General features: G+C 42.9%; 34 protein-coding genes. 27 read left to right on the forward strand and 7 right to left on the reverse strand.

Going from position 1 to position 25,925, the window contains the following annotated elements; all coding sequences use genetic code 11:
- The 14 genes from mnmA to EIZ39_RS00770 all read left to right on the forward strand — a co-directional run bounded on the left by mnmA (position 1) and on the right by EIZ39_RS00770 (position 13,731).
- Positions 1-1,119, forward strand: a complete 1,119-nt coding sequence (gene mnmA, locus EIZ39_RS00705) for a tRNA 2-thiouridine(34) synthase MnmA (protein ID WP_255433851.1) — start codon at positions 1-3, stop codon at positions 1,117-1,119.
- A complete protein-coding gene (locus tag EIZ39_RS00710; protein ID WP_129196409.1) occupies positions 1,116-1,784 on the forward strand; it encodes a tetratricopeptide repeat protein in 669 nt (222 codons plus the stop codon). The genes mnmA and EIZ39_RS00710 overlap by 4 nt, the downstream gene beginning before the upstream one ends.
- A 56-nt stretch (positions 1,785-1,840) precedes the next feature.
- The gene (locus EIZ39_RS00715; protein ID WP_164984830.1) at positions 1,841-2,377 is read left to right on the forward strand and encodes a PRC-barrel domain-containing protein; all 537 of its coding nucleotides are present in this window, start codon (positions 1,841-1,843) and stop codon (positions 2,375-2,377) included.
- Positions 2,367-2,570 carry an LPXTG cell wall anchor domain-containing protein gene (locus tag EIZ39_RS00720; RefSeq protein ID WP_129196413.1) on the forward strand — a complete coding sequence of 68 codons (204 nt, stop codon included), beginning with the start codon at positions 2,367-2,369 and terminating at the stop codon, positions 2,568-2,570. The genes EIZ39_RS00715 and EIZ39_RS00720 overlap by 11 nt, the downstream gene beginning before the upstream one ends.
- Positions 2,571-2,684: 114 nt before the next feature.
- Positions 2,685-3,743, forward strand: coding sequence for an AI-2E family transporter (locus EIZ39_RS00725; RefSeq protein ID WP_129196416.1), 1,059 nt, complete (start codon positions 2,685-2,687; stop codon positions 3,741-3,743).
- Between the two features lie 321 nt (positions 3,744-4,064).
- Positions 4,065-6,698, forward strand: a complete 2,634-nt coding sequence (gene alaS / locus EIZ39_RS00730; RefSeq protein ID WP_129196418.1) for an alanine--tRNA ligase — start codon at positions 4,065-4,067, stop codon at positions 6,696-6,698.
- Between the two features lie 92 nt (positions 6,699-6,790).
- Positions 6,791-7,054, forward strand: coding sequence for an IreB family regulatory phosphoprotein (locus EIZ39_RS00735; RefSeq protein ID WP_129196420.1), 264 nt, complete (start codon positions 6,791-6,793; stop codon positions 7,052-7,054).
- 20 nt (positions 7,055-7,074) lie between these two features.
- Positions 7,075-7,485: a Holliday junction resolvase RuvX gene (gene ruvX / locus EIZ39_RS00740; RefSeq protein WP_129196422.1), complete on the forward strand. Its 411-nt coding sequence runs from the start codon at positions 7,075-7,077 to the stop codon at positions 7,483-7,485.
- A 23-nt stretch (positions 7,486-7,508) separates the two neighbouring features.
- Positions 7,509-7,778 carry a DUF1292 domain-containing protein gene (locus EIZ39_RS00745; RefSeq protein WP_240675658.1) on the forward strand — a complete coding sequence of 90 codons (270 nt, stop codon included), beginning with the start codon at positions 7,509-7,511 and terminating at the stop codon, positions 7,776-7,778.
- 152 nt (positions 7,779-7,930) lie between these two features.
- The gene (mltG, locus tag EIZ39_RS00750; RefSeq protein WP_129196424.1) at positions 7,931-8,965 is read left to right on the forward strand and encodes an endolytic transglycosylase MltG; all 1,035 of its coding nucleotides are present in this window, start codon (positions 7,931-7,933) and stop codon (positions 8,963-8,965) included.
- Between the two features lie 68 nt (positions 8,966-9,033).
- Positions 9,034-9,672, forward strand: a complete 639-nt coding sequence (locus tag EIZ39_RS00755) for an O-methyltransferase (RefSeq protein WP_129196426.1) — start codon at positions 9,034-9,036, stop codon at positions 9,670-9,672.
- 4 nt (positions 9,673-9,676) lie between these two features.
- A complete protein-coding gene (locus tag EIZ39_RS00760) occupies positions 9,677-10,609 on the forward strand; it encodes a peptidase U32 family protein (RefSeq protein ID WP_129196428.1) in 933 nt (310 codons plus the stop codon).
- A 16-nt stretch (positions 10,610-10,625) separates the two neighbouring features.
- On the forward strand, positions 10,626-11,891 hold the full coding sequence (locus tag EIZ39_RS00765; RefSeq protein WP_129196430.1) for a peptidase U32 family protein: 1,266 nt from the start codon (positions 10,626-10,628) through the stop codon (positions 11,889-11,891).
- Between the two features lie 61 nt (positions 11,892-11,952).
- Entirely contained in the window at positions 11,953-13,731 is a 1,779-nt protein-coding gene (locus EIZ39_RS00770; protein WP_240675659.1) for a peptidoglycan D,D-transpeptidase FtsI family protein, read from the forward strand.
- 242 nt (positions 13,732-13,973) lie between these two features.
- Here EIZ39_RS00770 and EIZ39_RS00775 read toward each other — a convergent pair whose 3' ends face one another.
- Genes EIZ39_RS00775 through EIZ39_RS00785 form a run of 3 tightly spaced genes read right to left on the reverse strand, consistent with a single transcriptional unit; the run spans position 13,974 to position 14,948 of the window.
- Positions 13,974-14,303, reverse strand: coding sequence for a PDGLE domain-containing protein (locus tag EIZ39_RS00775; protein WP_129196433.1), 330 nt, complete (start codon positions 14,301-14,303; stop codon positions 13,974-13,976).
- On the reverse strand, positions 14,300-14,689 hold the full coding sequence (locus EIZ39_RS00780; RefSeq protein WP_240675660.1) for an energy-coupling factor ABC transporter permease: 390 nt from the start codon (positions 14,687-14,689) through the stop codon (positions 14,300-14,302). The genes EIZ39_RS00775 and EIZ39_RS00780 overlap by 4 nt, the downstream gene beginning before the upstream one ends.
- Positions 14,622-14,948 (reverse strand): energy-coupling factor ABC transporter permease, encoded by a 327-nt coding sequence (locus EIZ39_RS00785; RefSeq protein WP_129196437.1) that lies wholly within the window; start codon positions 14,946-14,948, stop codon positions 14,622-14,624. Before EIZ39_RS00785 ends, EIZ39_RS00780 begins: the two co-directional genes overlap by 68 nt.
- Positions 14,949-15,145: 197 nt before the next feature.
- On the opposite strand from EIZ39_RS00785, the gene EIZ39_RS00790 reads away from it, so the two are divergent.
- From EIZ39_RS00790 to EIZ39_RS00845, 12 genes are all read left to right on the forward strand, one after another.
- Positions 15,146-15,478: an LSm family protein gene (locus EIZ39_RS00790; RefSeq protein ID WP_129196439.1), complete on the forward strand. Its 333-nt coding sequence runs from the start codon at positions 15,146-15,148 to the stop codon at positions 15,476-15,478.
- A gap of 109 nt (positions 15,479-15,587) precedes the next feature.
- On the forward strand, positions 15,588-16,301 hold the full coding sequence (sigK, locus tag EIZ39_RS00795) for an RNA polymerase sporulation sigma factor SigK (RefSeq protein ID WP_129196441.1): 714 nt from the start codon (positions 15,588-15,590) through the stop codon (positions 16,299-16,301).
- 315 nt (positions 16,302-16,616) lie between these two features.
- Positions 16,617-17,033 carry a Fur family transcriptional regulator gene (locus tag EIZ39_RS00800; protein ID WP_129197878.1) on the forward strand — a complete coding sequence of 139 codons (417 nt, stop codon included), beginning with the start codon at positions 16,617-16,619 and terminating at the stop codon, positions 17,031-17,033.
- Positions 17,034-17,195: 162 nt separating this feature from the next.
- Complete coding sequence (locus EIZ39_RS00805; RefSeq protein WP_129196443.1) at positions 17,196-17,765, forward strand: TetR family transcriptional regulator; 570 nt, start codon at positions 17,196-17,198, stop codon at positions 17,763-17,765.
- Positions 17,766-17,903: 138 nt separating this feature from the next.
- Positions 17,904-18,416 (forward strand): YqeG family HAD IIIA-type phosphatase, encoded by a 513-nt coding sequence (locus EIZ39_RS00810; protein ID WP_129197880.1) that lies wholly within the window; start codon positions 17,904-17,906, stop codon positions 18,414-18,416.
- Positions 18,417-18,420: 4 nt separating this feature from the next.
- Entirely contained in the window at positions 18,421-19,539 is a 1,119-nt protein-coding gene (gene yqeH / locus EIZ39_RS00815; protein ID WP_129196445.1) for a ribosome biogenesis GTPase YqeH, read from the forward strand.
- 24 nt (positions 19,540-19,563) lie between these two features.
- The gene (aroE, locus tag EIZ39_RS00820; RefSeq protein WP_129196447.1) at positions 19,564-20,412 is read left to right on the forward strand and encodes a shikimate dehydrogenase; all 849 of its coding nucleotides are present in this window, start codon (positions 19,564-19,566) and stop codon (positions 20,410-20,412) included.
- 29 nt (positions 20,413-20,441) lie between these two features.
- Entirely contained in the window at positions 20,442-20,735 is a 294-nt protein-coding gene (gene yhbY, locus EIZ39_RS00825; RefSeq protein WP_129196449.1) for a ribosome assembly RNA-binding protein YhbY, read from the forward strand.
- Positions 20,736-20,756: 21 nt separating this feature from the next.
- The gene (locus EIZ39_RS00830; protein ID WP_240675661.1) at positions 20,757-21,317 is read left to right on the forward strand and encodes a nicotinate-nucleotide adenylyltransferase; all 561 of its coding nucleotides are present in this window, start codon (positions 20,757-20,759) and stop codon (positions 21,315-21,317) included.
- Positions 21,307-21,894 carry a bis(5'-nucleosyl)-tetraphosphatase (symmetrical) YqeK gene (gene yqeK, locus EIZ39_RS00835; protein ID WP_129196453.1) on the forward strand — a complete coding sequence of 196 codons (588 nt, stop codon included), beginning with the start codon at positions 21,307-21,309 and terminating at the stop codon, positions 21,892-21,894. The genes EIZ39_RS00830 and yqeK overlap by 11 nt, the downstream gene beginning before the upstream one ends.
- Before the next feature lie 3 nt (positions 21,895-21,897).
- Positions 21,898-22,239, forward strand: coding sequence for a ribosome silencing factor (rsfS, locus tag EIZ39_RS00840; RefSeq protein WP_129196455.1), 342 nt, complete (start codon positions 21,898-21,900; stop codon positions 22,237-22,239).
- Positions 22,229-22,969 (forward strand): class I SAM-dependent DNA methyltransferase, encoded by a 741-nt coding sequence (locus EIZ39_RS00845; RefSeq protein ID WP_368666303.1) that lies wholly within the window; start codon positions 22,229-22,231, stop codon positions 22,967-22,969. The genes rsfS and EIZ39_RS00845 overlap by 11 nt, the downstream gene beginning before the upstream one ends.
- 28 nt (positions 22,970-22,997) lie before the next feature.
- On the opposite strand, the gene yyaC is transcribed toward EIZ39_RS00845, so the two are convergent.
- The 4 genes from yyaC to EIZ39_RS00865 all read right to left on the reverse strand — a co-directional run bounded on the left by yyaC (position 22,998) and on the right by EIZ39_RS00865 (position 25,131).
- Positions 22,998-23,531 carry a spore protease YyaC gene (yyaC, locus tag EIZ39_RS00850; protein WP_129196459.1) on the reverse strand — a complete coding sequence of 178 codons (534 nt, stop codon included), beginning with the start codon at positions 23,529-23,531 and terminating at the stop codon, positions 22,998-23,000.
- A 74-nt stretch (positions 23,532-23,605) separates the two neighbouring features.
- Positions 23,606-23,827 carry a hypothetical protein gene (locus EIZ39_RS00855; protein ID WP_129196461.1) on the reverse strand — a complete coding sequence of 74 codons (222 nt, stop codon included), beginning with the start codon at positions 23,825-23,827 and terminating at the stop codon, positions 23,606-23,608.
- A 98-nt stretch (positions 23,828-23,925) separates the two neighbouring features.
- Positions 23,926-24,753: a late competence protein ComER gene (comER, locus tag EIZ39_RS00860; protein ID WP_129196463.1), complete on the reverse strand. Its 828-nt coding sequence runs from the start codon at positions 24,751-24,753 to the stop codon at positions 23,926-23,928.
- A gap of 123 nt (positions 24,754-24,876) precedes the next feature.
- Positions 24,877-25,131, reverse strand: coding sequence for a DUF2533 family protein (locus EIZ39_RS00865; RefSeq protein ID WP_129196465.1), 255 nt, complete (start codon positions 25,129-25,131; stop codon positions 24,877-24,879).
- Between the two features lie 99 nt (positions 25,132-25,230).
- Here EIZ39_RS00865 and EIZ39_RS00870 point away from each other — a divergent pair, with 99 nt between their 5' ends.
- Complete coding sequence (locus EIZ39_RS00870) at positions 25,231-25,851, forward strand: helix-hairpin-helix domain-containing protein (RefSeq protein WP_164984831.1); 621 nt, start codon at positions 25,231-25,233, stop codon at positions 25,849-25,851.
- Positions 25,852-25,925: the final 74 nt, after the last annotated feature.

Raw genomic sequence — 25,925 nt, forward strand, 5'->3', positions numbered from 1 at the left:
ATGGATATCATGACGAAGGCTAACCATGAGACACGCGTGGTCATAGGGATGTCCGGTGGAGTTGATTCTTCCGTAGCGGCGCTGGAACTAAAACGGCAAGGATATGATGTGATCGGCATCTTCATGAAGAATTGGGACGATACCGATGAATTCGGTCACTGTACAGCTGAAGAAGATTATGAAGACGTTCGACGCGTATGTGATCAGATCGGTATTCCATACTACACCGTCAATTTTGAAAAAGAATATTGGGACAAGGTGTTCACCTACTTCTTAGATGAGTATAAAAAGGGGCGCACACCGAATCCAGATGTAATGTGCAACAAAGAAATTAAGTTTAAAGCTTTCCTTCATCGTGCCCTTCAGCTTGGAGCAGATTACTTGGCAACAGGTCATTATGCTCAGGTAAAGTTTCAAGATGGAGAGTATAAATTATTAAGGGGAGCAGATTCGAACAAGGATCAGACCTACTTCCTGAATACACTCGGACAAGAGCAGCTTTCTAAAGCGATGTTCCCGATCGGACATCTTCCAAAATCAAGGGTTAGGGAGTTGGCTCAAGAAGCAGGCTTGGCAACAGCGAATAAGAAGGATAGTACAGGAATCTGCTTCATTGGAGAGCGTAACTTCAAGGAATTCCTTAGTTCTTTTCTTCCTGCACAGCCTGGAGAGATTCGAACGATGGAGGGCGTTGTGAAGGGGCGCCATGACGGTCTAATGTATTATACTTTGGGTCAGCGTCAAGGACTTGGCATCGGAGGAGCTGGAACAGGTGAGCCTTGGTTTGTTGTATCAAAGGACCTGGAAAATAATATCCTGTATGTTGGCCAAGGTTCCAACCATCCCGCGCTGTATTCCGCGAGTTTACTCGCAACCGATCTACATTGGGTAAGCGATACGGCTCCAGAGACGACACTAACTTGTACGGCTAAATTTCGCTACCGTCAACCGGACCAGGGAGTGACGGTTCACTTGCTCGCTGACAACTGTTGCCATGTTGTGTTTGATCAGCCACAGAAGGCCATCACTCCTGGACAGGCTGTCGTCTTTTATCAAGGAGAAGAATGTCTGGGCGGGGGAATTATTGATAAAGCACTAAAAGGGACGGAGAGACCATGAGTAATCAAACGGCAGAAGAGTTTAATCAGCTAGGGTTAGAAGAACTTACTAAGGGTGAATTAAATCAGGCAATCGTTCACTTTCAAAAAGCTATAGAGCTTGCCCCGAACTTGCCTGATCCCTATGCTAATATTGGCAACATCCTGGCCAGTACCGGTAAAAATGAAGAAGCACTTCCTTGGTTTCAAAAAGCAATCGAGTTGGAACCGCTAGGAGAGTTGTTCCAGTATGGGTTAGGGAATGTATTCTTCAATTTAGGGGACTTCGAGAAAGCGATCGAATATTATCAGAAAGCACAAGGACTAGGTATGGATCACCATGATCTTCATTTTATGCTGGGCATGGCTGCCTTTCATACGGAGCAGTTAGAAGAGGCTGTTGAACGTTTTGACCAATGCTTGGTTCTCGATCCTGAAGACATAGACGCTCTCTTCACTAAAGGATTGGCCTTTGCTCGAATGGGAAATATTGAAGAGGCGAAGACGATTTTTGAACAAGTCATCACAATTCAACCAGAGCACGCTGATGCGTTTTTTAATTTAGGTGTAGCTATGGCATATTTAAATGATCTAGAGGGCTCTAAGGCTTATCTCCAGAAAGCCATTGACTTGAACCCTGAGCATCTTCTAGCCAAGAATGCTTTACAACAATTGCAGAATTTGTAGAACATAGACCCTCCCTCCCTTTCACACACTAAGAAAGCGGAAGGAGGGTCTTGTCCGTGTACAAAGCGAATGATGTGATTGGCTTGCCAGTCCTTGATCTGCAGGCCGGTCAGGAGCTGGGGGTTGTCCGCGACGTTTTGTTCGACGAGGATTGGACATTCCAAGGCCTATTAATAGAAATTAAAGCAATGTTTCGCAGAGGTCGCTTTATCCCCACCGATTCCATTCATGCCATTGGGGACGATTATGTAACGATTTCACATGTTGGAGCCATGCTTCCGCTAGAAGGAACAGAACAATTCAATGGAGTGAAAGCAGGACCCATTCGAATGATTGGAAAGCCTGTGATTACTTCCAATGGTCATCGTTTAGGTGAAGTCGAAGATGTTTATTTTCAAACAGAGATCGGATCAATCATCGGTTATGAGTTATCTGATGGACTGCTGACTGATTTGTTGGAAGGGCGTAAAGCCATTAAACACTTAGAACGAACGAGAGTAGGAGAAGATGCTGTTGTTCTTCCGGTAACAGGCTTGACCGATCAAGAAGGCATCCATTTAACCGAAAGGGAGGAAACAACAAATGAGAAATAATCAATTAATGTCCTGGTTAGTTGGTGCAGGAGCCGTTGTTTTAGCCGTTGCAGGGTGGGTCATTCCAAGAAGAAGAAAAACACCTGCGCAGAGAATGATGAACTGGAGCAGAGGTTCAATGGAATGGCTGGGCAGCATGGCAGTTCCAGCTTCAAGGATGCTTATGAGACGAATGAAGGGTATGGTAAGATAAGGGGATTAGGTGTTAGGGAGATCCGTTAAGGCGGACTCCCTTTTTCCTTTAGCTTAGGCGCATAGGATAAGCAGGCAAACCGAACAATATGAAAAAGGAGGCTTTGCGGCTAGTATGGAACAAAGATTAAGACTCCTCATGTTTGCAGGTGTTTTTGCCTTGTTATCCGGAACGGCAGTGTTACTCGTTCATTTATGGCCTCACGTGGCGTGGGTTTGGTTACTGGTAAAAGCAGTGATTACGCCTTTCATTATCTCTTTGATCATTGCCTACTTATTGAATCCTATCGTTAACCTATTACATGAGCGTAACGTCCCCAGAGGCATGGCGGTTATTATTATCTATTTTACGTTTATCCTCATGCTTGTCGTGTTTCTGATGAACCTGATTCCTGCCTTTATTCAACAATCGCGTGAATTGACGGAGCATATACCTGAACTCATTCAAACTTATCAGCTTTGGCTTACTGAATTTCATAGCCATAAATATCAGTTGCCGGAAGGTGTTCGCATAGGGATTGAACAATCCCTTCAAAATTCAGAGAAAAGAACCGCTGATTTTTTTGCAGGAATACTAGATGGGGCTGGCGGACTAATTCAAAAGACCATTCACTTATTTGTCATTCCGTTCCTCGTGTTCTATATGCTTAAGGATATGTTAATGTTGCAAAGAGGGATTCTTCTTTTAGTTCCAAGGGCTCGGAGAAAGGTATTTTCTAAGTTGTTTCATGAAATTGACGTAGCTTTGGGGAATTATATCTCAGGTCAGCTTATTATCTGCTCTATTGTTGGTTTGCTTGCTTATATTGGTTATTGGCTAATTAAGATGCCGTATGCTTTGATACTGGCCCTCATTATTACCATCACCAATATTATTCCGTACATAGGTCCAATCATAGGGGCAGCCCCTTCGATTCTTGTGGCTTTGACGATCTCCTGGGAGATGACGGTGTTAGTTGTCATTGTGAATCTGGCCGTCCAGATCCTAGAAGGAAACCTCATTTCGCCACTCATTATGGGCAAGCGATTGCACCTACACCCTTTGCTTATTATCTTTGCCTTGTTGTTAGGGGGAGAGGTAGGAGGGCTAATCGGATTGATTTTTGCTGTGCCTATTGTAGCTATTCTACGTGTCATCATCCACCACGTCATTATACATTTAGTCAAACATTGACATTAATATTTTGAAAAATTATAATGGCAAAAGAATATATTGATTGATGAAGGATCAAGTAAACCATGATATTTCTTCTTGCAGAGAGGATGCCCCTTGGGTGTAAGGGCGTCTAGAAGATGCTGGTTGAAAGCTAGTCCGGAGAGCAGGTAAAACTTGCCGTTAGCTTGCGTTAAGGCTCTGAAGGAGGCTTGTGGTCCCATATGGGCAACAAGCAACCAGGGTGGTACCGCGTGAGAACAACTCTCGTCCCTGATTTGGGATGGGAGTTTTTTTGTTTTAAATAAATTATATATACTTCTGACTTGGAGGTTTGTAGTAATGAAGAAACTTAGCTCAAGTGAAATCAGACAGCTGTACCTAGATTTTTTTGCTTCTAAAGGTCATCGAATTGAACCTAGTGCTCCGCTAGTGCCACACGACGATCCATCCTTACTTTGGATTAACTGTGGAATGGCTCCTTTGAAGAAGTACTTTGATGGAACAGTTATACCTGAGAATCCCAAGATTGCAAACTCCCAAAAATCCCTTCGAACAAACGATATCGAAAACGTTGGGAAAACTGCAAGGCATCACACTTTCTTCGAGATGTTGGGCAACTTCTCCATAGGTGACTATTTCAAAGAGCAGTCCATTCTGTGGGCTTGGGAATTCTTAACAGGTCCAGAATGGATGGCTTTTGACCCGGAGAAATTATCTGTTACAATCCATCCAGAAGATGATGAAGCGTTTGAGATGTGGAGTAAACAAGTAGGGGTTCCTGAAGAGCGTATTGTTCGTCTAGAAGGAAACTTCTGGGATATCGGAGAAGGACCTTGCGGTCCTAACAGTGAGATCTTCTATGATCGCGGAGAGAAGTTTGGGAATGACCCGAATGATCCAGAGCTCTTTCCTGGTGGAGAGAATGAACGCTACTTAGAGATTTGGAACTTGGTATTCTCCCAATACAATCATAATGCAGATGGATCTTATACTCCATTACCTAAGAAGAATATTGATACGGGTATGGGACTCGAAAGGATGGCATCTGTTGTTCAAGATGTAGACAATAATTTTGAGACGGACATACTCTTCCCTATTATAGACGCTACAAGCGAGATAAGTGGAGTGAAGTACAAGGCGTCCACAGAAACGGATGTAGCCTTAAAAGTAATTGCGGATCATGCTAGAACAATGGCCTTTGCGATTGGGGATGGAGCCCTGCCTTCCAACGAGGGGCGTGGATATGTTATTCGCCGTTTGCTTCGTCGTGCTGTTCGATACGGGAAGGTTCTAGGAGTAGAGCGTCCTTTCCTTTACCAATTAGTAGCTGTAGTCGGTAATGTAATGGGTGACTACTATCCAGAAGTTGTGGAGAAGCGAGAGTTTATCGAAAAGGTCGTTCGTGGCGAAGAAGAAAGATTCCATGAAACATTGAATGATGGATTGGCTATACTTGCCCAGATGATTGAACAAGCGAAGGCACAAGGACGTCTTGCTTTAACTGGAGAAGAAGCTTTCAGGCTCTATGATACGTATGGGTTCCCTATTGATTTAACAGAGGACTTTGCGACGGAGAATGGATTCTCGATAGACCGTGAGGGCTTTGAACAAGCCATGGATGAGCAACGCGCCCGTGCTCGTGCTGCTCGTCAAGAAGTGGATAGTATGAAGGTTCAAGGAGGAATCCTTGGGGATATAACGGTTAAGAGCGAATTTGTTGGTTATAATGAATTGGTAACAAGTGCTAAAGTTGTAGCTTTGGTCACTGAAAATCAATCTGTAGATTTTGTAACAGAAGGTTCCTCTTGTCAAGTTATACTAGATCGAACTCCATTCTACGCAGAGAGTGGCGGACAAATTGCGGACAAGGGACTTATCGTATGCGGCCCTACTCAGTTAACCGTGGAATATGTAGTGAAGGGGCCAAACGGGCAAAATGTACACCAAGTGATGGTACAACAAGGTACCTTGAAAATAGGGGATACTGTGGAGGCCATTGTGGATCGCTCCTCACGTGTAAGCATTATTAAGAACCATACGGCTACTCACCTGCTTCACCGTGCGCTTAAAGATGTATTAGGGGAGCATGTTAATCAAGCGGGCTCATTGGTAGCTGTAGACCGTCTGCGATTTGACTTCACCCATATCAGCTCCATTAGTCAATCCGAATTAGAAACGATCGAAGGGATTGTAAACCAAAAGATTTGGGAACAAATGGAAGTTTGCACGATGAACAAGGGTATTCAAGAAGCTAAAGCCATGGGCGCAATGGCCTTGTTCGGAGAGAAGTATGGAGACGAAGTACGCGTTGTACAAGTAGGGGATTACAGTCTAGAGCTGTGCGGTGGATGTCATGTAACGAATACAGCAGAAATTGGACTTTTCAAGATTATTAGTGAAGGTGGAATTGGGGCGGGTACTCGACGGATTGAAGCCGTAACAGGTCGTACCGCTTATGAGTACTTAAACGAACAATATCATACTTTACGACGCATGGCGGGAGATCTAAAAGCTACATTAACTGATGTTCCTAAGAGAGTAGAGGGATTGAAGCAGAACATCCGTGAACTGGAGAGAGAGAATGAATCCTTAAAGGCGAAGTTAAGCCATGTAGAAGCCTCATCCCTTACTGACAGGGTAAAAGAAGTGAATGGTGTCCAAGTACTTGCAGCTCAAGTAGATGGAATGGATATGGAAAACCTACGCAACATGGTTGATGATCTAAAGAATAAGTTAGGCAGTGCTATTGTGGTGGTTGGATCCATTCAAGGAGATAAGGTAAACTTAACGGCAGGGATAACAAAGGACTTGCTCGATAAGGGATTCCATGCTGGTAAGTTGATTAAGGAAGTGGCTACTCGTTGTGGCGGCGGCGGCGGTGGCCGTCCGGATATGGCGCAGGCTGGAGGAAAGAACCCAGCGCAGCTTGGAGATGCTCTTAATTTCGTATACTCTTGGGTAGAACAACAATAAATTCTTAAATTTCTGTAAAATAAAGAAGGAAATGCCTCATTGTTAGCGAAACATGTAGAAAGAACTTCTCAAAGGTAAAGAGGTGTTGAAAGATGAGTTCATTGGACAGAACCATGAAGTTCAATCTAAAGCTGGATGACACAGATGTTCAGGTGAAAGATGCTTTTCTCACCGTATACAGTGCTTTGGAGGAGAAGGGCTACAATCCGATTAATCAGATTGTTGGTTACCTCCTCTCTGGTGACCCGGCCTATATTCCAAGACATAACAATGCCAGAAGCATTATTCGCAAATTGGAAAGAGATGAATTGATTGAGGAATTGGTAAGGTCGTATCTATCTCAACACCGAACATAAGATGAAGTCAGGTGAAACGAATGAGAATAATGGGATTAGACCTTGGAGATAAGACTATAGGGGTGGCCATTAGCGATGAGATGGGCTGGACGGCCCAGGGTATTGAGACGATTAAGCGGAGCAATCTAGACGCTGATCTTCGCCGCCTCTCTGAATTAGTCTTAGAGTATACGGTACAGGAAGTCGTAGTTGGTCTTCCGAAAAACATGAACGGAACCATTGGACCGCGTGGAGAAATGTGCCAGAAGTTTTCTAAGGTAGTAGAAGATCGTCTTAAGTTGCCTGTAAGGATGTGGGATGAACGATTGACGACCATGGCCGCAGAAAAGATGTTGGTGGCTGCTGATGTCAGCCGCAAAAAGAGGAAACAGGTCATTGATAAGATGGCTGCAGTTATGATCCTTCAGGGATACCTTGATTTTAGAAAATAGTGTTGTTCAAGGGGGCTTAAAAATTGGAAGAATTAGAAGTAGGCGAAATCGTCACCTTGTCTGATGATGAGACAGGGGAAGAGAAGGATTTTCAGATTATGTATATTTTTGACATTGAAGATCGAACCTACTTATGCCTTGTTCCTGAAGAACAGGAGAATGAGGCAGAGGTAGAAGTGCATTTCCTTCGCTACGATGAAACGGACGGAATGCTTTATCCGATCGAGACAGAAGAAGAGCAGGAAAATGTGATTGCTACCTTCGAAACCTTAGAAGCGGAATTTAACGAATAATAAAAAGTAGAAGGCTATGTCGCTTATGGCATAGCTTTTTCCTTTCCCAAGGATGCTTACCCAAAAACATTGGAAATGGAGTATAATGTAGGATGTTGTCGTTTTATTGACGACCATGCTTACTGGGTATCCTAAGAGGGGGAGGAACATTCATGAGTAAAATACTAAAGGCTTTTATGCTTTTTCTTATAGTGGCAGCAGCTGGCTTCGCTGGCGCTTACTACTATTATCAAGATACATTAAAACCGCCGGAAGCGGGTGCACCGGTTTTGGTGGAGATTCCACAAGGCAGTTCAACACAAAGGATTGCAAGCATCCTCGAAGGCAATAAGCTTATTAGAAATGCGAAATCTTTTGTGTTTTATGTTAGACAAAGTGGAAAAGGGAACCAGTTAAAGGCTGGGAAATATGAATTCACTCCAGGGGAATCGGTTGACGACATTTTAAATAGAATGGTACAAGGCGATGTATACGTCAGCACGTTTCAATTCACAATCCCCGAGGGTTGGTCTGTAGATCAAATTGCAACCTTCTTATCTGAAAAAGGCAGGGTGGATAAAGGAAAATTTCTCCAAGAAGTCAACGAGGGAGAGTTTACTTACGACTTTCTTAGTGGTATACCAGACGACAAGAGGATGGCATATCGACTTGAGGGTTACTTATTTCCGAAGACATACGAAATTAAAGAAGGAGCAACAGAACATGAGATTATTGATCGCATGTTAGCCCAATTCCAGACAGAATGGGACAGCTCCTGGAATGAAGAGCTTGAGAAACGAGGACTGAGCTTGCATGAGGCAGTAACTCTTGCCTCGATTGTGGAGCGAGAGGTTCTTGTGGATAGCGAACGTTCTAAAGTAGCAGGTGTATACTTCAACCGATTAGCCCAGGACATCATGCTGCAGGCTGATGCTACGGTTCAATATGCATTAGGGAAGCAGAAAGATATCGTAACCTATAAGGACCTTCAATTAGATCATCCTTATAACACGTATAAGGTAAAAGGATTGCCGCCTGGACCTATTGCCGTCCCTGGTCGGTTATCTTTAGCATCCGTGATAGAGCCTGAAACCCACTCCTATCTTTTTTATGTTACGAAAAAGGATGGATCAGGGGAACATTACTTTTCAGAGACCTATCAGCAACATTTAAAAAACATTGCACTTAGCAAAAGAGCACAAAAATAGCAAACAAAGAACGACTGTGTTAATATAAATCAAGTCATAAGTCCAAGTAAGACATAGGAGAGAAAGTTATGATTACGGACGATCGTATTAATGAATATATAGAGGCCTTAATACCTGAACGGGACGAGCTGTTAACGGACTTGGAACGCGAGGCAAAGGAAGAGCGTATTCCCATTATTCAGCTTCCAAGTATTCAATTCATTAGAACCGCTTTGTTAGCCTACCAGCCTAAAAAGATCCTGGAGATTGGTACAGCTATTGGATATTCGACGATTTGGCTTTCAAGGGCAGCCCCGCTTGCAAGGATTACGACTTTAGAAATTGACAAGGAGCGCATAACGCGTGCGATCCAGAATTTTGATAAGGCAGGCGTGCGTAATAAGGTTGAGATTATTGAAGGGGATGCAGGTGATGGCCTACCTGAGCATTATAGATTTGACTGTCTGTTTCTTGATGCCGCAAAGGGTCAATATAAGCATTATTTAGATTTATATCTCCCAACACTTGAGCCAGGTGGAATTGTGATTTGCGACAATGTATTGTTCAGAGGCCTTGTAGCGGAGGAGACGATTGACAACAAGCGTCTTGCCCCCATGGTTCAGAAAATACGTGAGTTTAATGCTTATATCATGCAACATCCGGAGTTGGATACGTCTTTAATTCCGATTGGAGATGGATTAACGTTTTCTGTAAAGAAAGGTGAATAAAAAAATGAAGAAACCTGAGCTTCTCATTACAGCGGGGAACTTAAATGAAGTTAAACAGTATCTCGATGCCGGGGCTGATGCTGTAACAATTGGAATCGAAGAGTATGGTTTGCGTCTTCCGGGATCTTTAACATCAGAAGAGATGAAGGAAGCTGTTGCTTATGCTCACGCAAGGAATCGGAAGGTTTACGCAGCAGTGAATGCCCTCCTGCATAACGACAAGCTAGAAGGATTAGCCAAGTATTTAGAAGAGCTTCGGGCTTTAGGTGTAGACGCGATAGAGTATGCGGACCCAGCCGTTCTCATGACGGCGAGGAAGGTCACCCCTGATATGCCTTTGCACTGGAACGCAGAGATCATTGCAACCAGTATAAATACGATTAGCTATTGGGCATCGAAAGGGATTAAGAGGGCTGTAATATCCCGTGAGCTAAATATGGAGGAGATCTTGCAGATTAAGGAAGAATCTGAGGTCGAAATCGAAACTCAGGTGCATGGTATGTCATGCATTTTCCATTCCAAGCGTCCACTAGTCAGTTCTTATTTTCAACATTTAGGTAAGGATGCCGTGATTGAGGGGAAGGGGAGAGAGAGAGGTCTCTACCTTCGTGAAGAAAAACGAGAAGATATTTTCTACCCAATCTATGAAGATCAGAGCGGAACGCATATCATGAGTGCTGAGGATATCTGTATTTTAGAAAATCTTGACGAAATCATGGACCAAGGGTTGGATTCCTTGAGGATTGAGGCGTTGCTTAAGTCTGCTGATTACAATGTGATTGTAATTAAGGCTTATCGTGAAGCTATTGACTTATACAGTGAGGATCCTGATGCCTTTTTTGAGCGACTGGATGATTGGAAAGAACAAATCGAAGCTGTCCAAGACGCCAAGAGACCCCTTAGTACAGGCTTTTACTTTAAAGAGTTGGTATTCTAAAGCGAGGTGAAATAAGATGCAAAATATAATGGAAAAAGCTCCTTCAAAACGAGGGCCTATATTGAAGAAACCAGAAGTTCTCGCACCTGCAGGAAGCTTAGAGAAGCTAAAAATTGCTGTTCACTATGGCGCAGACGCCATTTATATTGGAGGTCAGCAGTTTAGTCTTAGAGCAAATGCGGATAATTATACCTATGAAGAAATGAAAGAAGGCGCCGAATTTGCCCATGCCCATGGAGCAAAGATTTATGTAGCAGCCAACATCATCGCTCATAATGAAGATATGGACGGCTTAGAGGAATTTTTCGCTAAGTTATATGAAGTTGGAATAGATGCGGTCATCGTAGCGGACCCTGCTTTAATTGAAGCTTGCAAAAAAGGAGCGCCTAATCTAGAAATCCACCTAAGTACACAGGCTTCTACTACGAATTGGCAATCCGTTCAGTTTTGGAAAGATGAAGGAATTGCCCGGGTTGTTCTTGCCCGTGAGGTTTCTTTTGAAGAAATTAGAGAGATTAAAAAGCATGTAGATGTGGAGATTGAACAGTTCATCCATGGAGCCATGTGTCCCGCTTATTCAGGGCGATGTGTCCTGTCAAACCATATGACGGCTCGCGACTCTAATCGTGGAGGATGTTGCCATTCCTGTCGATGGAGCTATGATATGTTTGAGAATCCAGAGGAGGCGGATCATGACCAGGCAATCTCTGGTGAGGAAGATCATCCGTTTAGCTTCAGTTCGAAGGATTTAAGTATGATTGAACATATACCAGAGATTGTTGAATCTGGTATCGATTCGTTAAAGATTGAGGGCCGTATGAAAAGTGTTCATTACGTGGCAACTGTAGTTAATGCTTACCGTCAGGCCATTGATGCCTATTGTGCGGATCCAGATAATTATGTGTTAAATCCTCAATGGGTAGAGGACATTTACAAGGCGGCTCACCGATCTACAACAACAGGGTTCTTTTACGATACACCTGGAGTTGAAGATCATCTTTATGGCGAAGCAGAATCACTTGCTGAATATGACTTTGCTGGACTTGTCCTTGATTACGACGCGGATAACGGAATTGCAACGATCCAACAGAGAACTCATTTTAAATTAGGTCAGCAAGTGGAATTCTTCGGCCCCGGCGGACGTTTCTTCCGTCAGACGGTTAAAGAGATGTGGGATGAAGATGGAAAAGAAATTGAGAAAGCTCCCCATCCGCTTATGACTGTAAAAGTAAGAGTTGACCAAGCCGTAAGTGCTTGGGATATCATGAGAAAACAAAAGTAATAATCGAATGAAACACCCCCTATTCAGGCAAGAATGGTGATGAATGGGGGTGTTTTTTGTATTGAAGAAGGATGCAAATGGAAGCAAGAGAAGAATATTTTTCGTTTTATCCTTACTCGTGATCACCTGGTTTGCCTTGCTTGGGCGGTTGATCTGGATTCAGGTCATTGGCGTTCACCAATTCTCCAAGCACCAAGTAAACCTGGTAGCAGAAGCCGTATCCCAGCGCAAGCAGGGCGTTACGTTACATACTGGGCGAGGTGATATCCAAGACCGAGAGGGTCGATCCTTGACCGGAAGCGAGGTTTCTGGACTGGCGATCTTTCCTTTAGCTAGAGGTCGTTTAGATGAGCAGAAGGTAACAGAGCTGGCATCCATCCTCCGTATGCGCGAAGAAAACCTTTATAACTGGATTTCTGAGGTAAAGTCTCCAACTTTTGCACGTAATAGCCAAGGAAAGATTATATCTTTATCTGAAGAACAGTCGCTGGCCATTGACCAGCTTGCCCTCCCAGGAGTCATTTCTCTTCCAGTTACAGAACGGTATCAAGCAGATGCGGTAGCTACCCAACTGATTGGCTATATCAGTCAGAATCCTGACTTGGTGCAAAGAGAGTATGCTGAGGAACTAAAGAAGGGTGAGATTACGAGAAATACCCTAATTGGCGCTTCTGGGCTTGAAAGGAGTTTTGAGAGACTCTTGCAAGGTGTGGGTCCGACGACAGTCTCCTATTTTGTAGATGGAAAGGGAAATCCCCTTAACGGACTAAAAGCACGTTTAGTTGAGCAGGAGAACCAGTTTTATCCTCTCTCTTTAAGAACAACGATTGATAAATCTCTTCAGCAGAAAGTGGAACGCTGGATGAAGGAAGAGGGAATGAATTTAGGCTCCGTTGTCGTGTTAGATGCTAAATCTAGAGAAGTTCTTGCGATGGCGAGCTTGCCAGAATTTCATCCAAGTCGAATCGATATGGAACGTGGGAACTGGGTTAATCGCGCTATAAAACAGACCGTTCCTGGATCAGTGTTTAAAACGGTTGTCGCGGCTGCAGTATTAGAGGAGGAAGTGGTAGACCCAGACGAAACCTTCGTATGTGATGGGCATTACGGAAAATATGGATTTTCTTGCTGGCTAGAGGAAGGGCATGGAGAAGTAACTTTTGCTGAAGCCTTCGCTCATTCTTGTAATATAACGTTTGCAAGAGCAGCTCTGCGATTGCAGCCGGGAGACTTGGAAAAGTACGCTGAAAAATTAGGGTTAACCGGGCAAGTAGGCTGGCAGCAAGCCCCTTTTTTTAAGATGGACAGCTTTCGTCAATTTGATGGCGAAGATCGCGGACAAATCTTTTCTTCTTATACTTCAAGAAACGACGAAGGTGTATTGATCCAGACAGCCATTGGTCAACGAGATGTGCAGATGACTCCATTACAAGCTGCTAACATGGTAGCTACAATTCTTGATGGAGGGAAGAAGGAAGAAGTCCGCGTAGTAAAGGAAATTCGATATAAGACTGGATCACTCTTTCATTCCTTTGACTCGCATGAAATAGAAGGAGAAAGCATAGACCGCTATACTGCCTATCAACTACGCCAGATGATGGAATCCGTTGTCGATGAGGGCACGGGGAAAAGCCTCCAAGACGCAACATGGAATTTAGCAGGGAAGACAGGGACAGCTCAGACGAACAACGGAAAAAACAATCAGTGGTTTGTTGGATATGGTCCTGCAGAAGCTCCTCAATATGTAATTGTAGTCGTCGCCGAACAAGAGCCTAATTCAGGAAGAAATAAGGTCATGCCTATTGTTAAAAAGGTGATGAATGATTTAGCTATGCCGTGATGGTTATTGTAGGCGCTCATGGGTATCTTGGATTACACCTATAGTGGAAATTAATGAAGATAACCGGATTTTCTCCGGTTATTTTTTAGTTTCTTCAATTTTTAGCTTCTTTTTCTCTGCTTACGGGCTGAGTAGATGGTTGGTTTGGATAGGCGTAGGGGAAGGCCAGAACGGGATAGCGATATAAGCATTCAACGTAAATCCTCCTCTTATACCCTTTGTAACCATCTCACTCCAACAGATTATGTCCTGTTACGGCGAAATGTAACCGGAAGATCTGCTCTTTTCTTTGTTCTAGTAAGCAAGGTATAAGCTCGCCCATACAGGTAGACTACACCTAGGCAAAGAAATAAACCGACTATACCAGATAATGCGGTTCCTATCCATTCGTTCTCAACATAGGGAACTTGATAGTCCGGAAATAATTCAAATAGGGGCTTCGCCTCGTTTGCGATAAAACCTAGATCATGGGCTACTCGTTCTAGTCCGTCTGGTAAAGAAGAGGCGATAGGAGCAAGGAATAAAGTGATAGCGACAGTAAAGATAAGGAAATAAGGGGTTTTTTTATTCATCTTTCCACCACTTCTGCCCCTGGTGCAAAGAACGTTTCTTGATTCGACTGTCGCTCCATTACATATCGTAAAACCACGACAGTAATAATCCCCTCAGCGACCCCGATGATGGAGTGCCAAGTCAGCATAGCTTTCAACGCTAGACCGAGCGGAACTATTCCTGAGAAGAACAATTCTATGGCTACTAATGCCGCAGATGCTGTCACAGATAACCAGGCAGCAATAAAAATGGAGATGGGACGTAAGGATTTCCAACGTTCAAAGAGCTTAAAGATGCCGTAACCAATCCAAGGGGCAACTAATGCTATATTAAACAGGTTAGCCCCCAAAGCAGCAATTCCCCCATCCTGGAAGAAAAGGGCTTGAATGATGATAACAGAGGTCATGGCAAGCATGGCCATCCAAGGACCAAGTAGAATAGCAGCTAAAGTTCCCCCCGGCGAGATGACCAGAAGTTACGCCGCCCACAGGGAAGTTTATCATCTGAGCAGCAAAGATAAAGGCGGTTGTCACTCCAATTAGGGGAATTTGAGATTGCTCTTCGTCAAACTTCGTTTTCTTCATAGCGACATAGATACCCGCAGCAGAAATAACAGCCAGAGAGCTACATACGGGTGCGCTCAAAAATCCATCGGGGATATGCATGGCGGTACACCTCACTTCCTTTATTTAAAATTCACACTGTACAATCTAATATGGATTTTACTGAGCAGGGGCCAGTCCTATTCCAAATTTCTAGGATTTTCGCCTGGTTCTTTAAGTTGGGCGTGTGGAACATAGGCAACCAGGGCTCGAGATGAATAGGATAATCGTGTACTTAACCGAAAGGAGAATGAAGGGTCTTGGATATTCAACAAGCTCAGTCCATCTGTAAGAAACATATAAATCGTTATGTTGAGATTCGTATGAAAGACGGGAAAACATACGATGGAATCGTGGAAAGTGTGGATAATGAAAATGTCTACTTGGCCGTACCTAAAGGCGGCGGATCGAGAAGTTCTAACGCTGAACGTCAATTTGGATTTGCATATCCCGGCTTTGGCTACCCCGGTTTCTATGGTTATCCAGGCTATGGCTTTGGCTACCCAGGGTACGGTTTTGGTTACGGAAGATTTGCAAGATTAGCACTCCCCTTAGCCCTCCTCGCTGGTTTAACCCTTCTTCCATACTATTAAGACCCAGTTGATTTTCCTTATAAAGAAAAATCCGTGGTACAGGCACGGACAAATAGGCTTTCACATAAGCTTATAACAGTCCTCAAAATCCATCTGGAGGTGACAGCCTGTGCCAGGTTTGTTTACTGCCATCTCTTTGCTCATAAAAGAGATGGTCCTTTTTATCTCCTATATTAAAAATAACGCTTTCCCTCAACCCCTTTCTGAAGCGGATGAATTAAAATATCTGAAGATGATGGAAAAGGGGAGCGAGCATGCACGGAACATGCTAATTGAACATAATCTTCGATTAGTTGCCCATATCGTGAAGAAATTCGAAAATACGGGAGAAGACAGTGAAGATTTAATTTCAATTGGTACTATTGGGCTGATTAAAGCAATTGAAAGCTACCAGACGAATAAAGGGACGAAGCTTGCAACGTATGCTGCCCGTTGTATAGAGAACGAGATTTTGATGCATTTGAGATCTCTTAAGAAAACGAGAAAAGATGTTTCCTTACATGATCCTATAGGTACCGATAAAGAGGGAAATGAAATCTCGCTTATTGATGTGCTAGGAACGGATATGAATGAAGTAGTGGATAAGGTGCAATTGCAGATCGAGAAGAGCAAGATCTACAAGCATATCCATGTCCTTGATGATCGAGAAAAAGAGGTTATTATCGGGCGCTTCGGTTTAGAAACCCAAGAAGAAAAGACGCAGCGGGAGATAGCAAAGGAATTAGGAATATCAAGGTCTTACGTATCTCGTATTGAGAAGAGAGCCTTGATGAAGCTGTTTAATGAATTTTATCGGAAGCAGTCCACGACCAAAACGAGATGAGATAACCCTGTTGAAAATCTTCAGTGAAAAAGATCACACCATCATTCCTGCAATTAAAGTAAAATAACGTTATCAAATGCAGAGAGGTGAGAACATGCCAACTTGTGAATACTGTAACCGTAATATTAAGGATGGAAGGCAAGTGGAACACTGGATCTGTGAGGATTGCAAAGTTTCGGAACCTGAAGCAGAATAACATATTGACGCCTATAGGGCCCCAAGAGCTCAACCTCCTTGGGGTCTTTTTGTATGAATTGACCTGATCAACTGGGCTTTGTTAAAATGAAAGTTAAGCAATCGGAAGGGGTTATGGGAATGAATGTGGACCAGGCATTGGAAATCCTTAAAAAAGAAGGGTATAAATATACAGGTAAACGAGAAGAAATGATCCGCATCTTTGCGAATCAAAAGAGATATATGTCAGCTAAAGAGCTGTTAGATCTTATGAAGGATGAGTATCCTAATCTAAGCTTTGATACGATCTATCGCAACTTATCTCTTTTCTCAGATCTTAATATTTTAGAAGAAACCGAATTGAGCGGAGAGCGTAAATATAGATTTCAGTGCAGTGACGATCATCATCACCATCATCTTATCTGCTTAGGATGCGGGAAAACAAAACACCTCAGAGCTTGTCCGTTGGATGGGATGCTCGGAGCTCCCGAAGACTTTACCATTACTGGCCATAAGTTCGAAATCTACGGATATTGCAGCAGTTGTGAGGCACAATAGAACTACCTATCATCTGTCCAGGCTTCGCCTGGATTTTTTCTGCAAATGAATTATATACCATTTAATTGTTTAAAAGGTTATAATGAAATTTAGTATTTCTTCATGATAGAAAAGGGATAAATACATTTCCATGAAGATGATGTTCTTGGAAGGAGAAGGAGCATGTCGGAGCAGCATATATTGGAGGCTTCTAGAAAATTATTTGCCATGTATGGATATGATTACGTATCGGTCAGAAAAATTGCTTCAGAAGCAGATGTTAATATTGGATCAATCTCCTATTATTTCCATAATAAAATTGGAATCCTACAGAAAATTGTAGAAGATTTTTACTTGGGACTAGGAGAGATGATTCACCCTATTTTAGATGGACCGATTACAGACAGAAGTGGCGCTATCAAGGCTCTGACCGGGAGAGCCTTGGAATATATGTACAATCATTTTGATTCCTCTAGAGTGGTGTTGAGGGAGATTACCTTAGAAACGGAACGGTTTGAAGAAGTCATAAAGCCTAATTATATGGCTCTTAACAATAAGCTCATCACCTTTTTTGAACGAGTTGGAACGGAGGAACCTCGCAGAGCCCTTATTAAGTTTATGGCTTTGACTCGCTATCCATTCTCTAACGCCAATAGTGTGGAGCTTTATTATCAGCGGCCGTTTGGTCCTGACTTGTTTGATGAATACATTGAAACCGTCCTGTCATCTTTATCAAGCGAACTGTCGGCTTAAAGCCAACAGTTTTTTTGTCCTAAGTATGTGAACTTTAAACGGTTTTCTCAATCTTTGCTGCGGTTGTTTGAATATGGTATAGTAAACTCCGAAAAAATAAGAAAATAAGAACTTGATGGCGAGGTGTCTGCCATGTTACTGAAGAAGCTGCTTCCTGATTTACATGTCTACTCCATATACGATATAGATCTTCAAGCGTTAAAGAAGCGTGGGATTAAAGGGATTGTCACGGATCTTGACAATACACTTATTGAGTGGGATCGACCGAATGCAACTCCGAAGTTGATGGAATGGTTAAACCATTTGAAGGAGGAGGGCTTTCAGGTCATTGTTGTATCCAACAATAATCGCATTCGAGTATCCGCTTTTGCGGATCCTCTGGGAATTCCGTATATTCATGCTGCAAAAAAACCAACTCGAACTCCATTTCAGGATGCCATGAGAAGGTTAGATCTTTCGCCTGAAGAGATTGTCGTGATTGGCGATCAGATGTTTACCGATGTATTGGGAGGTAATCGGTTAGGACTGTATACCATCTTAGTGGTACCAGTCGCCCAAACGGATGGCTTTTTTACCCGATTTAACCGACAATTGGAACGAATTGCTCTTTCTTGGATGAGGAAAAAAGGGCTGATAACTTGGGAGGATTAACAAAATGGAATCGATTGTTGATACAAGACATTGTGCTGGCTGCGGAGTAGTCATCCAAGTGGATGATCCTAAGAGACCGGGATATGTTCCAACAGGCGCATTAGCGAAAGAAAAAATTATATGTCAGCGCTGTTTTCGAATCAAGCACTATAATGAAGTAGCTCAAGTCTCGATGGATGATGATGACTTTGTGCGCATCTTAAACCAAATCGGGAATACCAAGGCACTCGTCGTTAAAGTGGTTGATATTTTTGATTTTAATGGAAGCTGGCTAAAAGGGCTTCATCGGTTTGTGGGAAAAAACCCGATACTATTAGTAGGGAATAAACTTGACTTATTGCCTAAAGCAATTAATGCAAATCGTCTGGTCAATTGGATGAAATATGAGGCTAAACAATTAGGGTTAAAACCTGTGGATGTGGTCCTTTGCAGTGCCCAAAAAGGAACGGGGATCGACCGATTAGTGGAAGCGATGTCTACATACCGAAAACGTCAAGATGTGTTCGTTGTAGGAGCTACCAATGTGGGAAAGTCTAGCTTAATCAACCGTCTTCTTAAGGAGTATGGTGGGGGTGAAGATGAACTGACCACCTCAAGGTTCCCTGGTACTACTCTTGATATGATTGAAATTCCCATCGATGATCAAACCTCCTTATTTGATACTCCGGGAATAATCAATCGTGATCAGATTGTACATATGGTAGATCCAGAGGACTTAAAGCTGATCTCACCTGATAAGGCGATAAATCCTAAGGTGTATCAATTAAACGATAAGCAAACTTTGTTTTTCGGAGGAATGGCGCGTATCGACTTTGTACGGGGAGAAAAGCAATCATTCGTTGTCTATGCCTCCAATAGAATCTCGATTCATCGTACCAAATTAGAAAAGGCTGATGAGCTCTACCAGACGCATTTAGGGACTGACATTCTTTCACCTCCAACAGGTGAAAAAGCCAAAAACTTGCCTCCCTTGCGGAGGGTATCCTTTAAGATTCCTCCAGGGGAAAAGAAAGATATCGTGATCTCTGGACTCGGTTGGATCACTCCTGGACAAACAGGTGCCTGGGTTGATGTGCACGTACCTGTTGGGGTCTCTGTTGTGTTGCGAAATTCTCTCATATAGGATCAAGGGGAGAGGGGGATAACCATGAATAATCAAACCGTTATGACAGGGCTGTTTGGTAATCCAGTTAGCCAATCTATGTCACCGGATATGCATAATGCAGCCTTTAAATACTTAGAGCTTAATTATGCTTATGCTGCTTTTGCTATTTCCAAGGAGAACTTGCCCGAAGCTGTTAGAGGAATAAGGGCGTTAGGGTTTAGAGGAATCAATGTCACCATTCCGCATAAGGTTGAGGTAATGAAATACTTGGATGAAATTGACGATGAGGCAAGGGAAATCGGCGCTGTAAATACCATTGTGAATCAAGACGGAAGGTTGATTGGGTATAATACAGATGGACAAGGTTTTGTGTTGTCCTTACTTGAGGAAACCGGTGTTCAATTGAAAGGGAAACGCGTTCTTATGATTGGGGCTGGTGGTGCTGCCCGAGCTGTTGCTGTCTCTTTGGCTAGGCATGGGGTCCAGCAAATCGTCGTAGCTAATCGCAGTCAAGAAAAGGCCGAAGAGCTGGCTGCTCATCTGAAAAAACATACCGATGCTTCAGCCATCCAGTTGAATGATTTAAATGCCCAACAATTTGCTGAAACAGATCTGTTAATTAACACGACTTCTATCGGAATGTATCCAGAAGTGGATGTCCTACCAATTCCTGGAGAGTATCTCCATAAAGGTTTGTTAGTAAGTGATCTGATCTATAATCCTTTAGAAACCAAGCTGCTTAAGGAAGCCAAAATGATAGGTGCAAAGACTCATAATGGAATGGGAATGTTCATCCAACAGGGGGCATTGGCTTTTGCGTTATGGACCCAATGCGATGCTCCAATAGATGTGATGAAAGAAACCGTCCTGAAAAAGCTTAAGAGCAAGTAAAAGAATATAAGGTAAAAGGAGTGAAAGGGATGCTAACCGGAAAGCAGAAGCGTTTTTTGCGTGCAGAAGCTCACCACTTAACCCCAATTTTTCAAGTGGGAAAAGGTGGAGTAAATGAGAACTTAATTAAACAAATTGAAGAAGCCTTAGAGGTGCGTGAATTAATTAAGGTATCTATTTTAGATACTTGCGGTGAAGATAAGAACGAAGTGGCCGAAAGGTTATCTGAGGGAGCAAATGCTGAACTTGTGCAATTGATTGGCCGAACTGTCGTATTGTACAAAGAATCTCGTGAACATAAATCGATCGTGCTTCCCACTTAAGAGCTTATGAAGATTGGAATCATGGGGGGAACGTTTGACCCTATTCATGTCGTCCATATGATGGTGGCAGATCAAGTTTGTCAACAGCTTAAACTTGACCAGGTTTGGTTTATGCCGGCTCATATTCCTCCTCATAAGGAAGGAAGTACCGTCTCAGATTCACTCCATCGAGTAAAGATGGTCGAATTGGCTATAGAGAAAATTCCTTATTTTGAGCTGAGCTCATTTGAATTGGAACGTCCAGGTCCCTCTTACACGATAGATACGGTACTTCTCCTTAGGAAGGAGTTTCCAGAGTGTGAGTTCTTCTTTATTATTGGAGGAGATATGATCGATTACTTGCCGAACTGGCATCGAATTGATGAATTGGTGCATCTTGTTCAGTTTGTAGGAGTTCATCGCCCTGGGTACCTGCCTAATAATGAGTTCTCTGAACACCACGTTATCATCGTCAGTATGCCGCAGATGGAGTTATCATCAACGTATATCCGCAATCATAGACGAATCGGAGGCTCGATTCGCTTTATGGTGACAGAAGAGGTTGAAAGATATATTGAGGAGAATCGGTTGTATGAATCCTGAATTATTACTTGAACAAGTAAAGACCCAGATGACAGAGCATCGGTTTAATCATACGATAGGGGTTGCCGATACGGCAGTCCTGCTTGCTCAACGGTATGGAGCGGATAAGGAACAAGCCTACTTGGCAGGGATTTTACATGATTATTGCAAATACTGGGACAAAGAAAGAATGAAGGAAATCATGGTTGAGCAGAATGACACGATTCCTGCTGATCTTCTAGAGTTCGATAAAGAATTGTGGCATGCACCAGTAGGGGCGTATGTTGTGCAAAGAGACCTTAAAATCCAGGATCCTATGGTCTTAGATGCCATACGATACCATACTTCAGGCCGCCCTGGGATGAGTTTGTTAGAAAAGATATTATGGCTAGCGGATTATATCGAGCCGGGAAGGCATTTTCCAGGAGTAGACGAAGTACGGGAGTTGGCTGTTCAGGATTTGAATAAAGCCATAGCGAAGGCTATGGGGAATACGATTATCTTTTTGGTTAAACAGCGTAAACGTATCTACCCCTTAACACTTGAAACATATAATGATATTGTCTATCAACTGAACCAGGAAGGAAAGGAGTCGTGAGACATGACGGTACTTGAAATTGCGAAGAAATCTGCCGAGATTGTAGAAGATAAAAAGGCAGGTAATGTACTGATCTTAGATATTCAAGGACTTTCTGTAATTGCGGATTATTTTGTTATCTGTCACGGGAATTCTTCCACCCAAGTCCAAGCTCTTACTTCTGAATTGAAAAAGAGAATGAATGAGCTAGGTATCGAAATTAAAGGAGTGGAGGGGTACGATGATGCCAGATGGGTCCTCGTGGACTTAGGGGATGTAGTCGTCCACATTTTCCATAAAGATGAGCGTGAATATTATAATATAGAACGAATTTGGGGAGATGCAGGTATTGTCGGTGTTCACTAGCTATCAACATTTAGCTCAAGTCTATGATCAATTAATGACAGAAGTTCCGTATGAGTTATGGATTCAGTACGCGGAAAAGATGTGGAAGGAAACATCGCCGAAGAAGATCATCGATTTAGCTTGTGGTACAGGCTCAATTTCTATTCCCTTTGCTGAATTGGGATATGAGGTTACCGGGGTAGACTTATCTGAAGAAATGCTGGCTGTGACCTATAATAAAGCGAAGGAAAAAGGCGTACCGATTCAACTGCTCCACCAGGATATGAGTGAACTAGAGATTCCTATGACAGTGGATGCTGTAGTATGCTTTTGTGATTCCCTAAACTATCTGACGGAGCCGGGTGCTGTTCTAGAAACCTTCCAGAGAGTGCATCATGCCCTTAAGCCGGGCGGTCTATTTTTGTTCGATGTTCATTCTCTCTATAAAATTAATCATGTGTTTGGTGATCATACCTTCACGCTAACGGAAGAGGATATTGCTTACATATGGCAGTGCTATTTAGAAGAGGGATCTTTGGTTACACATGAGTTAACGATTTTTGTGCGAGAGGGCCCATTGTATAAGCGGTTTGAGGAAGTCCATGTTCAAAAGGGATATAGTCATGAGGAAATTGTAAAGTGTCTTAAGACAGCTGGATTTGACTTGCTAAGTTGTACAGCTGACTTTACAGATGAAGCACCGGAAGAACAAAGTGAAAGAATCTTTTATGCTGCAGTAAAAACAAAATAAGAGGGCTGACCTTAAGGTCCAGCCTCTTTTAGTTTTTTAAGGCATATAGAATGGAATCAGATATTACTTGGGCCATCTGCATGACAGTATGAAGACGTGTGTTTTGCAGGACGATAGAATCGAGGAAACCACTGGCATTAACAATTCCCTTGATGTGAAAATCACCGACAGAAGGCAGGACCTTCTTTACACCAAGCCCAGGTCGCAAGGGTCCATCAACCACTTGAACATCACCCACATGCTGGGATAAACCGAGACAAGCATCAACAGCAATAACGAGCGGATTAGGTTGCAGGGCAAGCTTATGAACGGCCTCCTTTAGATTAAGGGCATGTACGGGTTTTTCAAGGGTTCCCCATACTTCAGGATAGATGAGATTTTGTTTTTCTAATAGCATGCCAACTAAAGGTCCAAGGCAATCTCCGGTGCAACGGTCTGTGCCGATACAAAGGATAATCAAATTCTCATATTCCGGACTTTTTTCAAGTCGCTCTTTAATCTTTGATCCTAATAAGGGAACTGCTCGTTGATTCTTATGGGAGAGCTGATATAGCAGGGACATTCGGCAATCACCTGCTATATCCTATTCAAATTAAAATTCTTAAGCGTCCGGGGAGAAGCGGATTTTTCTTTTTGTTAGTCAGCTTCGAATTCTCCGTATACAGCTCCATCCTCATACCCCTTTAAGGTGTTATGATAGGTGATAAGGTTATTTGCTTTTAGAAAAGCATCAAACTCTTGGTCAGAAATCGTAGCATGCATACCTTCCGATTGGGGAGAAAAAGAAGATTTGCCACCCCGAATATCATCAAAGAACATGGATAGCATAGCGTCATTTTTTAACTGTAAACGTATCAAGTCCAGTTCAACTCCTTTTTGATATTAGTATTCCAAAAAAGAGGGAATTAAAAAAGGCTAATCCCAGAAAGTCTTCTTTGACTCTCTGGGATTAGCCTTTATTTGTTTTCGTGATAGAACATATGGGCGACTTCCTCTAGGTCTGTGTGGTACTTGCGATGAGTATTTATAAATACTTGATTAAATACATCCCCTATATTCTCTAAGGCCTGTAAGCCGGCTCCTGTAACCCCTCCAGGAACAACCACTCTTTGTTGGAGGGTCTCTAAATCAAAGGGTCCTTTAGAAATTAAGTCAGCTAATCCCACAATCATGTGACTTGCTAAGAATGTTGCCTGCTCACGGCTGATTCCAGTTTCCTCTACTGCAGCGGAAATAAAGCGCTGTAGCAGATAACTCATAAAGGCAGGGCCACAACTCACAATATCAGAAGAAACTCGTGTGTTGGATTCATCAATCTCCAGGGGAGTACTAATCTTAGAGAAGAGTTCCCGAAGTAATTGTCGTTCTTCCTCACTGCAGCGGCTTCCAAACATCATGAGTGAAGCTCCTGCTTGAACGGAATTGGTGATGCTAGGGATAATTTTCGCTACACTGCAGGGTAACTGCTTTTCTAGGTCCGCGAGCAGAATAGGACTCGTAATGGATATAATCAAGTGATTAGGTTTGACATATGGACCCACTTCATCGAATACCTTTTTAAATTCCAGAGGCTTAACGCATAAGAAAATGACTTCAGCTTCCCTTACAACCTGGATGTTATTGCTAGCTACGCAGAGCCCAGGGTAATTCTCTGCAATTCTTAGAGCTTTTTCCCTTGTGCGATTGCTGCAGATGACTTGATCAGGATGAAGAGCGCCTGTTGACATAAACGATTCAAGCAGGATACTTCCCATACTCCCTGTTCCGATAAAGCCGACACGCATGATAAATTCCTCCCGTATGTCAATATATACCCTATATCTATGACGAACAGGGTTATTCCATACGTTAATTTGCAGAGAGCTTTATGTATAGAGTATTGAATCGTAGGAAGACCTTGCGTTATACTAGTTTTGGCTAACTAGATCTAGGACCATTTGCTTCGTGACCCTTTTACGAGTTGGGAGATGATGCTTAAGAGCAAATTGATTAATTTCCTCTGTTACCTTATTAATAGCCTCTACTGAGTATTCTTCCCCGTTTTTTGCCTTTTCGAGAACCTTGCTGATTTCTTGTTCTCTCTTTCTATCTAAGTTCTTATAAGATTCTACAAGGCTTACGGTTTGATTAACCTTCTTCGAAATTTCATGATGGACACTCATGAATGTCTACCCCCATTCCTCTTTATGCTATTCGATTATAATGAAACCCACCCCATAATACAAGCTAATCCACTTGATTTTACTAGTAAGGAGTCTGATATGTTAAGTTGGACCACCCGTGAAAAGAAGCTTGCTGCTCTAGCTGCCATAGCCGTATTATTACTAGTTAGTTTACTATTTTACGTCTGGCGTATAGGACAAGATGATGAACCTGTTCCTTTTTCTCCCTATTCTGTAGAAGATGAGTCGAAGCAGGCAGGGCAGGAAGAATTAGAACCCATCCCTGATGAAACGATGATCTGGGTGGATGTGAAGGGAGCCGTTGTCCATCCTGGAGTTTATGAACTAACAGAGGATGCGCGAGTTTATTTAGCTATCGAACGAAGCGGGGGATTCAAGCCAGACGCAGAGACCCGTGGCGTAAATCTGGCAAAGCGACTTCAAGATGGAGAACTCGTGTATGTGCCCATGAAGGGAGAACATCCTCCAGTAGAAATAACAGAAGAAAGGATGAGTGGGGCTAAACCCAAAATAAATATTAATGCAGCCACGGTTGAGGAATTAACCACCCTGCCAGGTATCGGAGGCGTAAAGGCTGCGGCGATTGTAGATTACCGGGACAAGCATGGAAAGTTTCAAAAAGAAAGTGATCTTACAAAGGTGACCGGAATTGGAGAAAAGTCATTGGAAAGGGTAAAAGATCTTATTAGCGTAAGGTGATGATGATGAATTCTGATTAGTTGAAAAACATAGTTGACAGATCGGATTTCAAAACGTATGATCAACTTAATTAC

This window comes from Ammoniphilus sp. CFH 90114, from assembly GCF_004123195.1.
In the GTDB taxonomy this organism is placed as follows: Bacteria; Bacillota; Bacilli; order Aneurinibacillales; family RAOX-1; genus YIM-78166.

Bases quoted from the DNA above. Each gene is read 5' to 3' on its own strand.
- EIZ39_RS00830 (WP_240675661.1), top strand. From the start codon at position 20,757: ATGGGGGGAACGTTTGACCCTATTCATGTCGTCCATATGATGGTGGCA.
- EIZ39_RS00785 (WP_129196437.1), bottom strand. From the start codon at position 14,948: ATGCATATCCCCGATGGATTTTTGAGCGCACCCGTATGTAGCTCTCTG.
- yyaC (WP_129196459.1), bottom strand. From the start codon at position 23,531: ATGTCCCTGCTATATCAGCTCTCCCATAAGAATCAACGAGCAGTTCCC.
- aroE (WP_129196447.1), top strand. From the start codon at position 19,564: ATGAATAATCAAACCGTTATGACAGGGCTGTTTGGTAATCCAGTTAGC.
- EIZ39_RS00760 (WP_129196428.1), top strand. From the start codon at position 9,677: ATGAAGAAACCTGAGCTTCTCATTACAGCGGGGAACTTAAATGAAGTT.
- rsfS (WP_129196455.1), top strand. From the start codon at position 21,898: ATGACGGTACTTGAAATTGCGAAGAAATCTGCCGAGATTGTAGAAGAT.
- EIZ39_RS00865 (WP_129196465.1), bottom strand. From the start codon at position 25,131: ATGAGTGTCCATCATGAAATTTCGAAGAAGGTTAATCAAACCGTAAGC.
- mltG (WP_129196424.1), top strand. From the start codon at position 7,931: ATGAGTAAAATACTAAAGGCTTTTATGCTTTTTCTTATAGTGGCAGCA.
- EIZ39_RS00870 (WP_164984831.1), top strand. From the start codon at position 25,231: ATGTTAAGTTGGACCACCCGTGAAAAGAAGCTTGCTGCTCTAGCTGCC.
- EIZ39_RS00710 (WP_129196409.1), top strand. From the start codon at position 1,116: ATGAGTAATCAAACGGCAGAAGAGTTTAATCAGCTAGGGTTAGAAGAA.
- EIZ39_RS00735 (WP_129196420.1), top strand. From the start codon at position 6,791: ATGAGTTCATTGGACAGAACCATGAAGTTCAATCTAAAGCTGGATGAC.
- EIZ39_RS00725 (WP_129196416.1), top strand. From the start codon at position 2,685: ATGGAACAAAGATTAAGACTCCTCATGTTTGCAGGTGTTTTTGCCTTG.
- yhbY (WP_129196449.1), top strand. From the start codon at position 20,442: ATGCTAACCGGAAAGCAGAAGCGTTTTTTGCGTGCAGAAGCTCACCAC.
- EIZ39_RS00805 (WP_129196443.1), top strand. From the start codon at position 17,196: ATGTCGGAGCAGCATATATTGGAGGCTTCTAGAAAATTATTTGCCATG.
- EIZ39_RS00780 (WP_240675660.1), bottom strand. From the start codon at position 14,689: ATGACCTCTGTTATCATCATTCAAGCCCTTTTCTTCCAGGATGGGGGA.
- alaS (WP_129196418.1), top strand. From the start codon at position 4,065: ATGAAGAAACTTAGCTCAAGTGAAATCAGACAGCTGTACCTAGATTTT.
- EIZ39_RS00775 (WP_129196433.1), bottom strand. From the start codon at position 14,303: ATGAATAAAAAAACCCCTTATTTCCTTATCTTTACTGTCGCTATCACT.
- EIZ39_RS00720 (WP_129196413.1), top strand. From the start codon at position 2,367: ATGAGAAATAATCAATTAATGTCCTGGTTAGTTGGTGCAGGAGCCGTT.
- comER (WP_129196463.1), bottom strand. From the start codon at position 24,753: ATGCGTGTCGGCTTTATCGGAACAGGGAGTATGGGAAGTATCCTGCTT.
- yqeH (WP_129196445.1), top strand. From the start codon at position 18,421: ATGGAATCGATTGTTGATACAAGACATTGTGCTGGCTGCGGAGTAGTC.
- mnmA (WP_255433851.1), top strand. From the start codon at position 1: ATGGATATCATGACGAAGGCTAACCATGAGACACGCGTGGTCATAGGG.
- EIZ39_RS00755 (WP_129196426.1), top strand. From the start codon at position 9,034: ATGATTACGGACGATCGTATTAATGAATATATAGAGGCCTTAATACCT.
- ruvX (WP_129196422.1), top strand. From the start codon at position 7,075: ATGAGAATAATGGGATTAGACCTTGGAGATAAGACTATAGGGGTGGCC.
- EIZ39_RS00765 (WP_129196430.1), top strand. From the start codon at position 10,626: ATGCAAAATATAATGGAAAAAGCTCCTTCAAAACGAGGGCCTATATTG.
- EIZ39_RS00800 (WP_129197878.1), top strand. From the start codon at position 16,617: ATGAATGTGGACCAGGCATTGGAAATCCTTAAAAAAGAAGGGTATAAA.
- yqeK (WP_129196453.1), top strand. From the start codon at position 21,307: ATGAATCCTGAATTATTACTTGAACAAGTAAAGACCCAGATGACAGAG.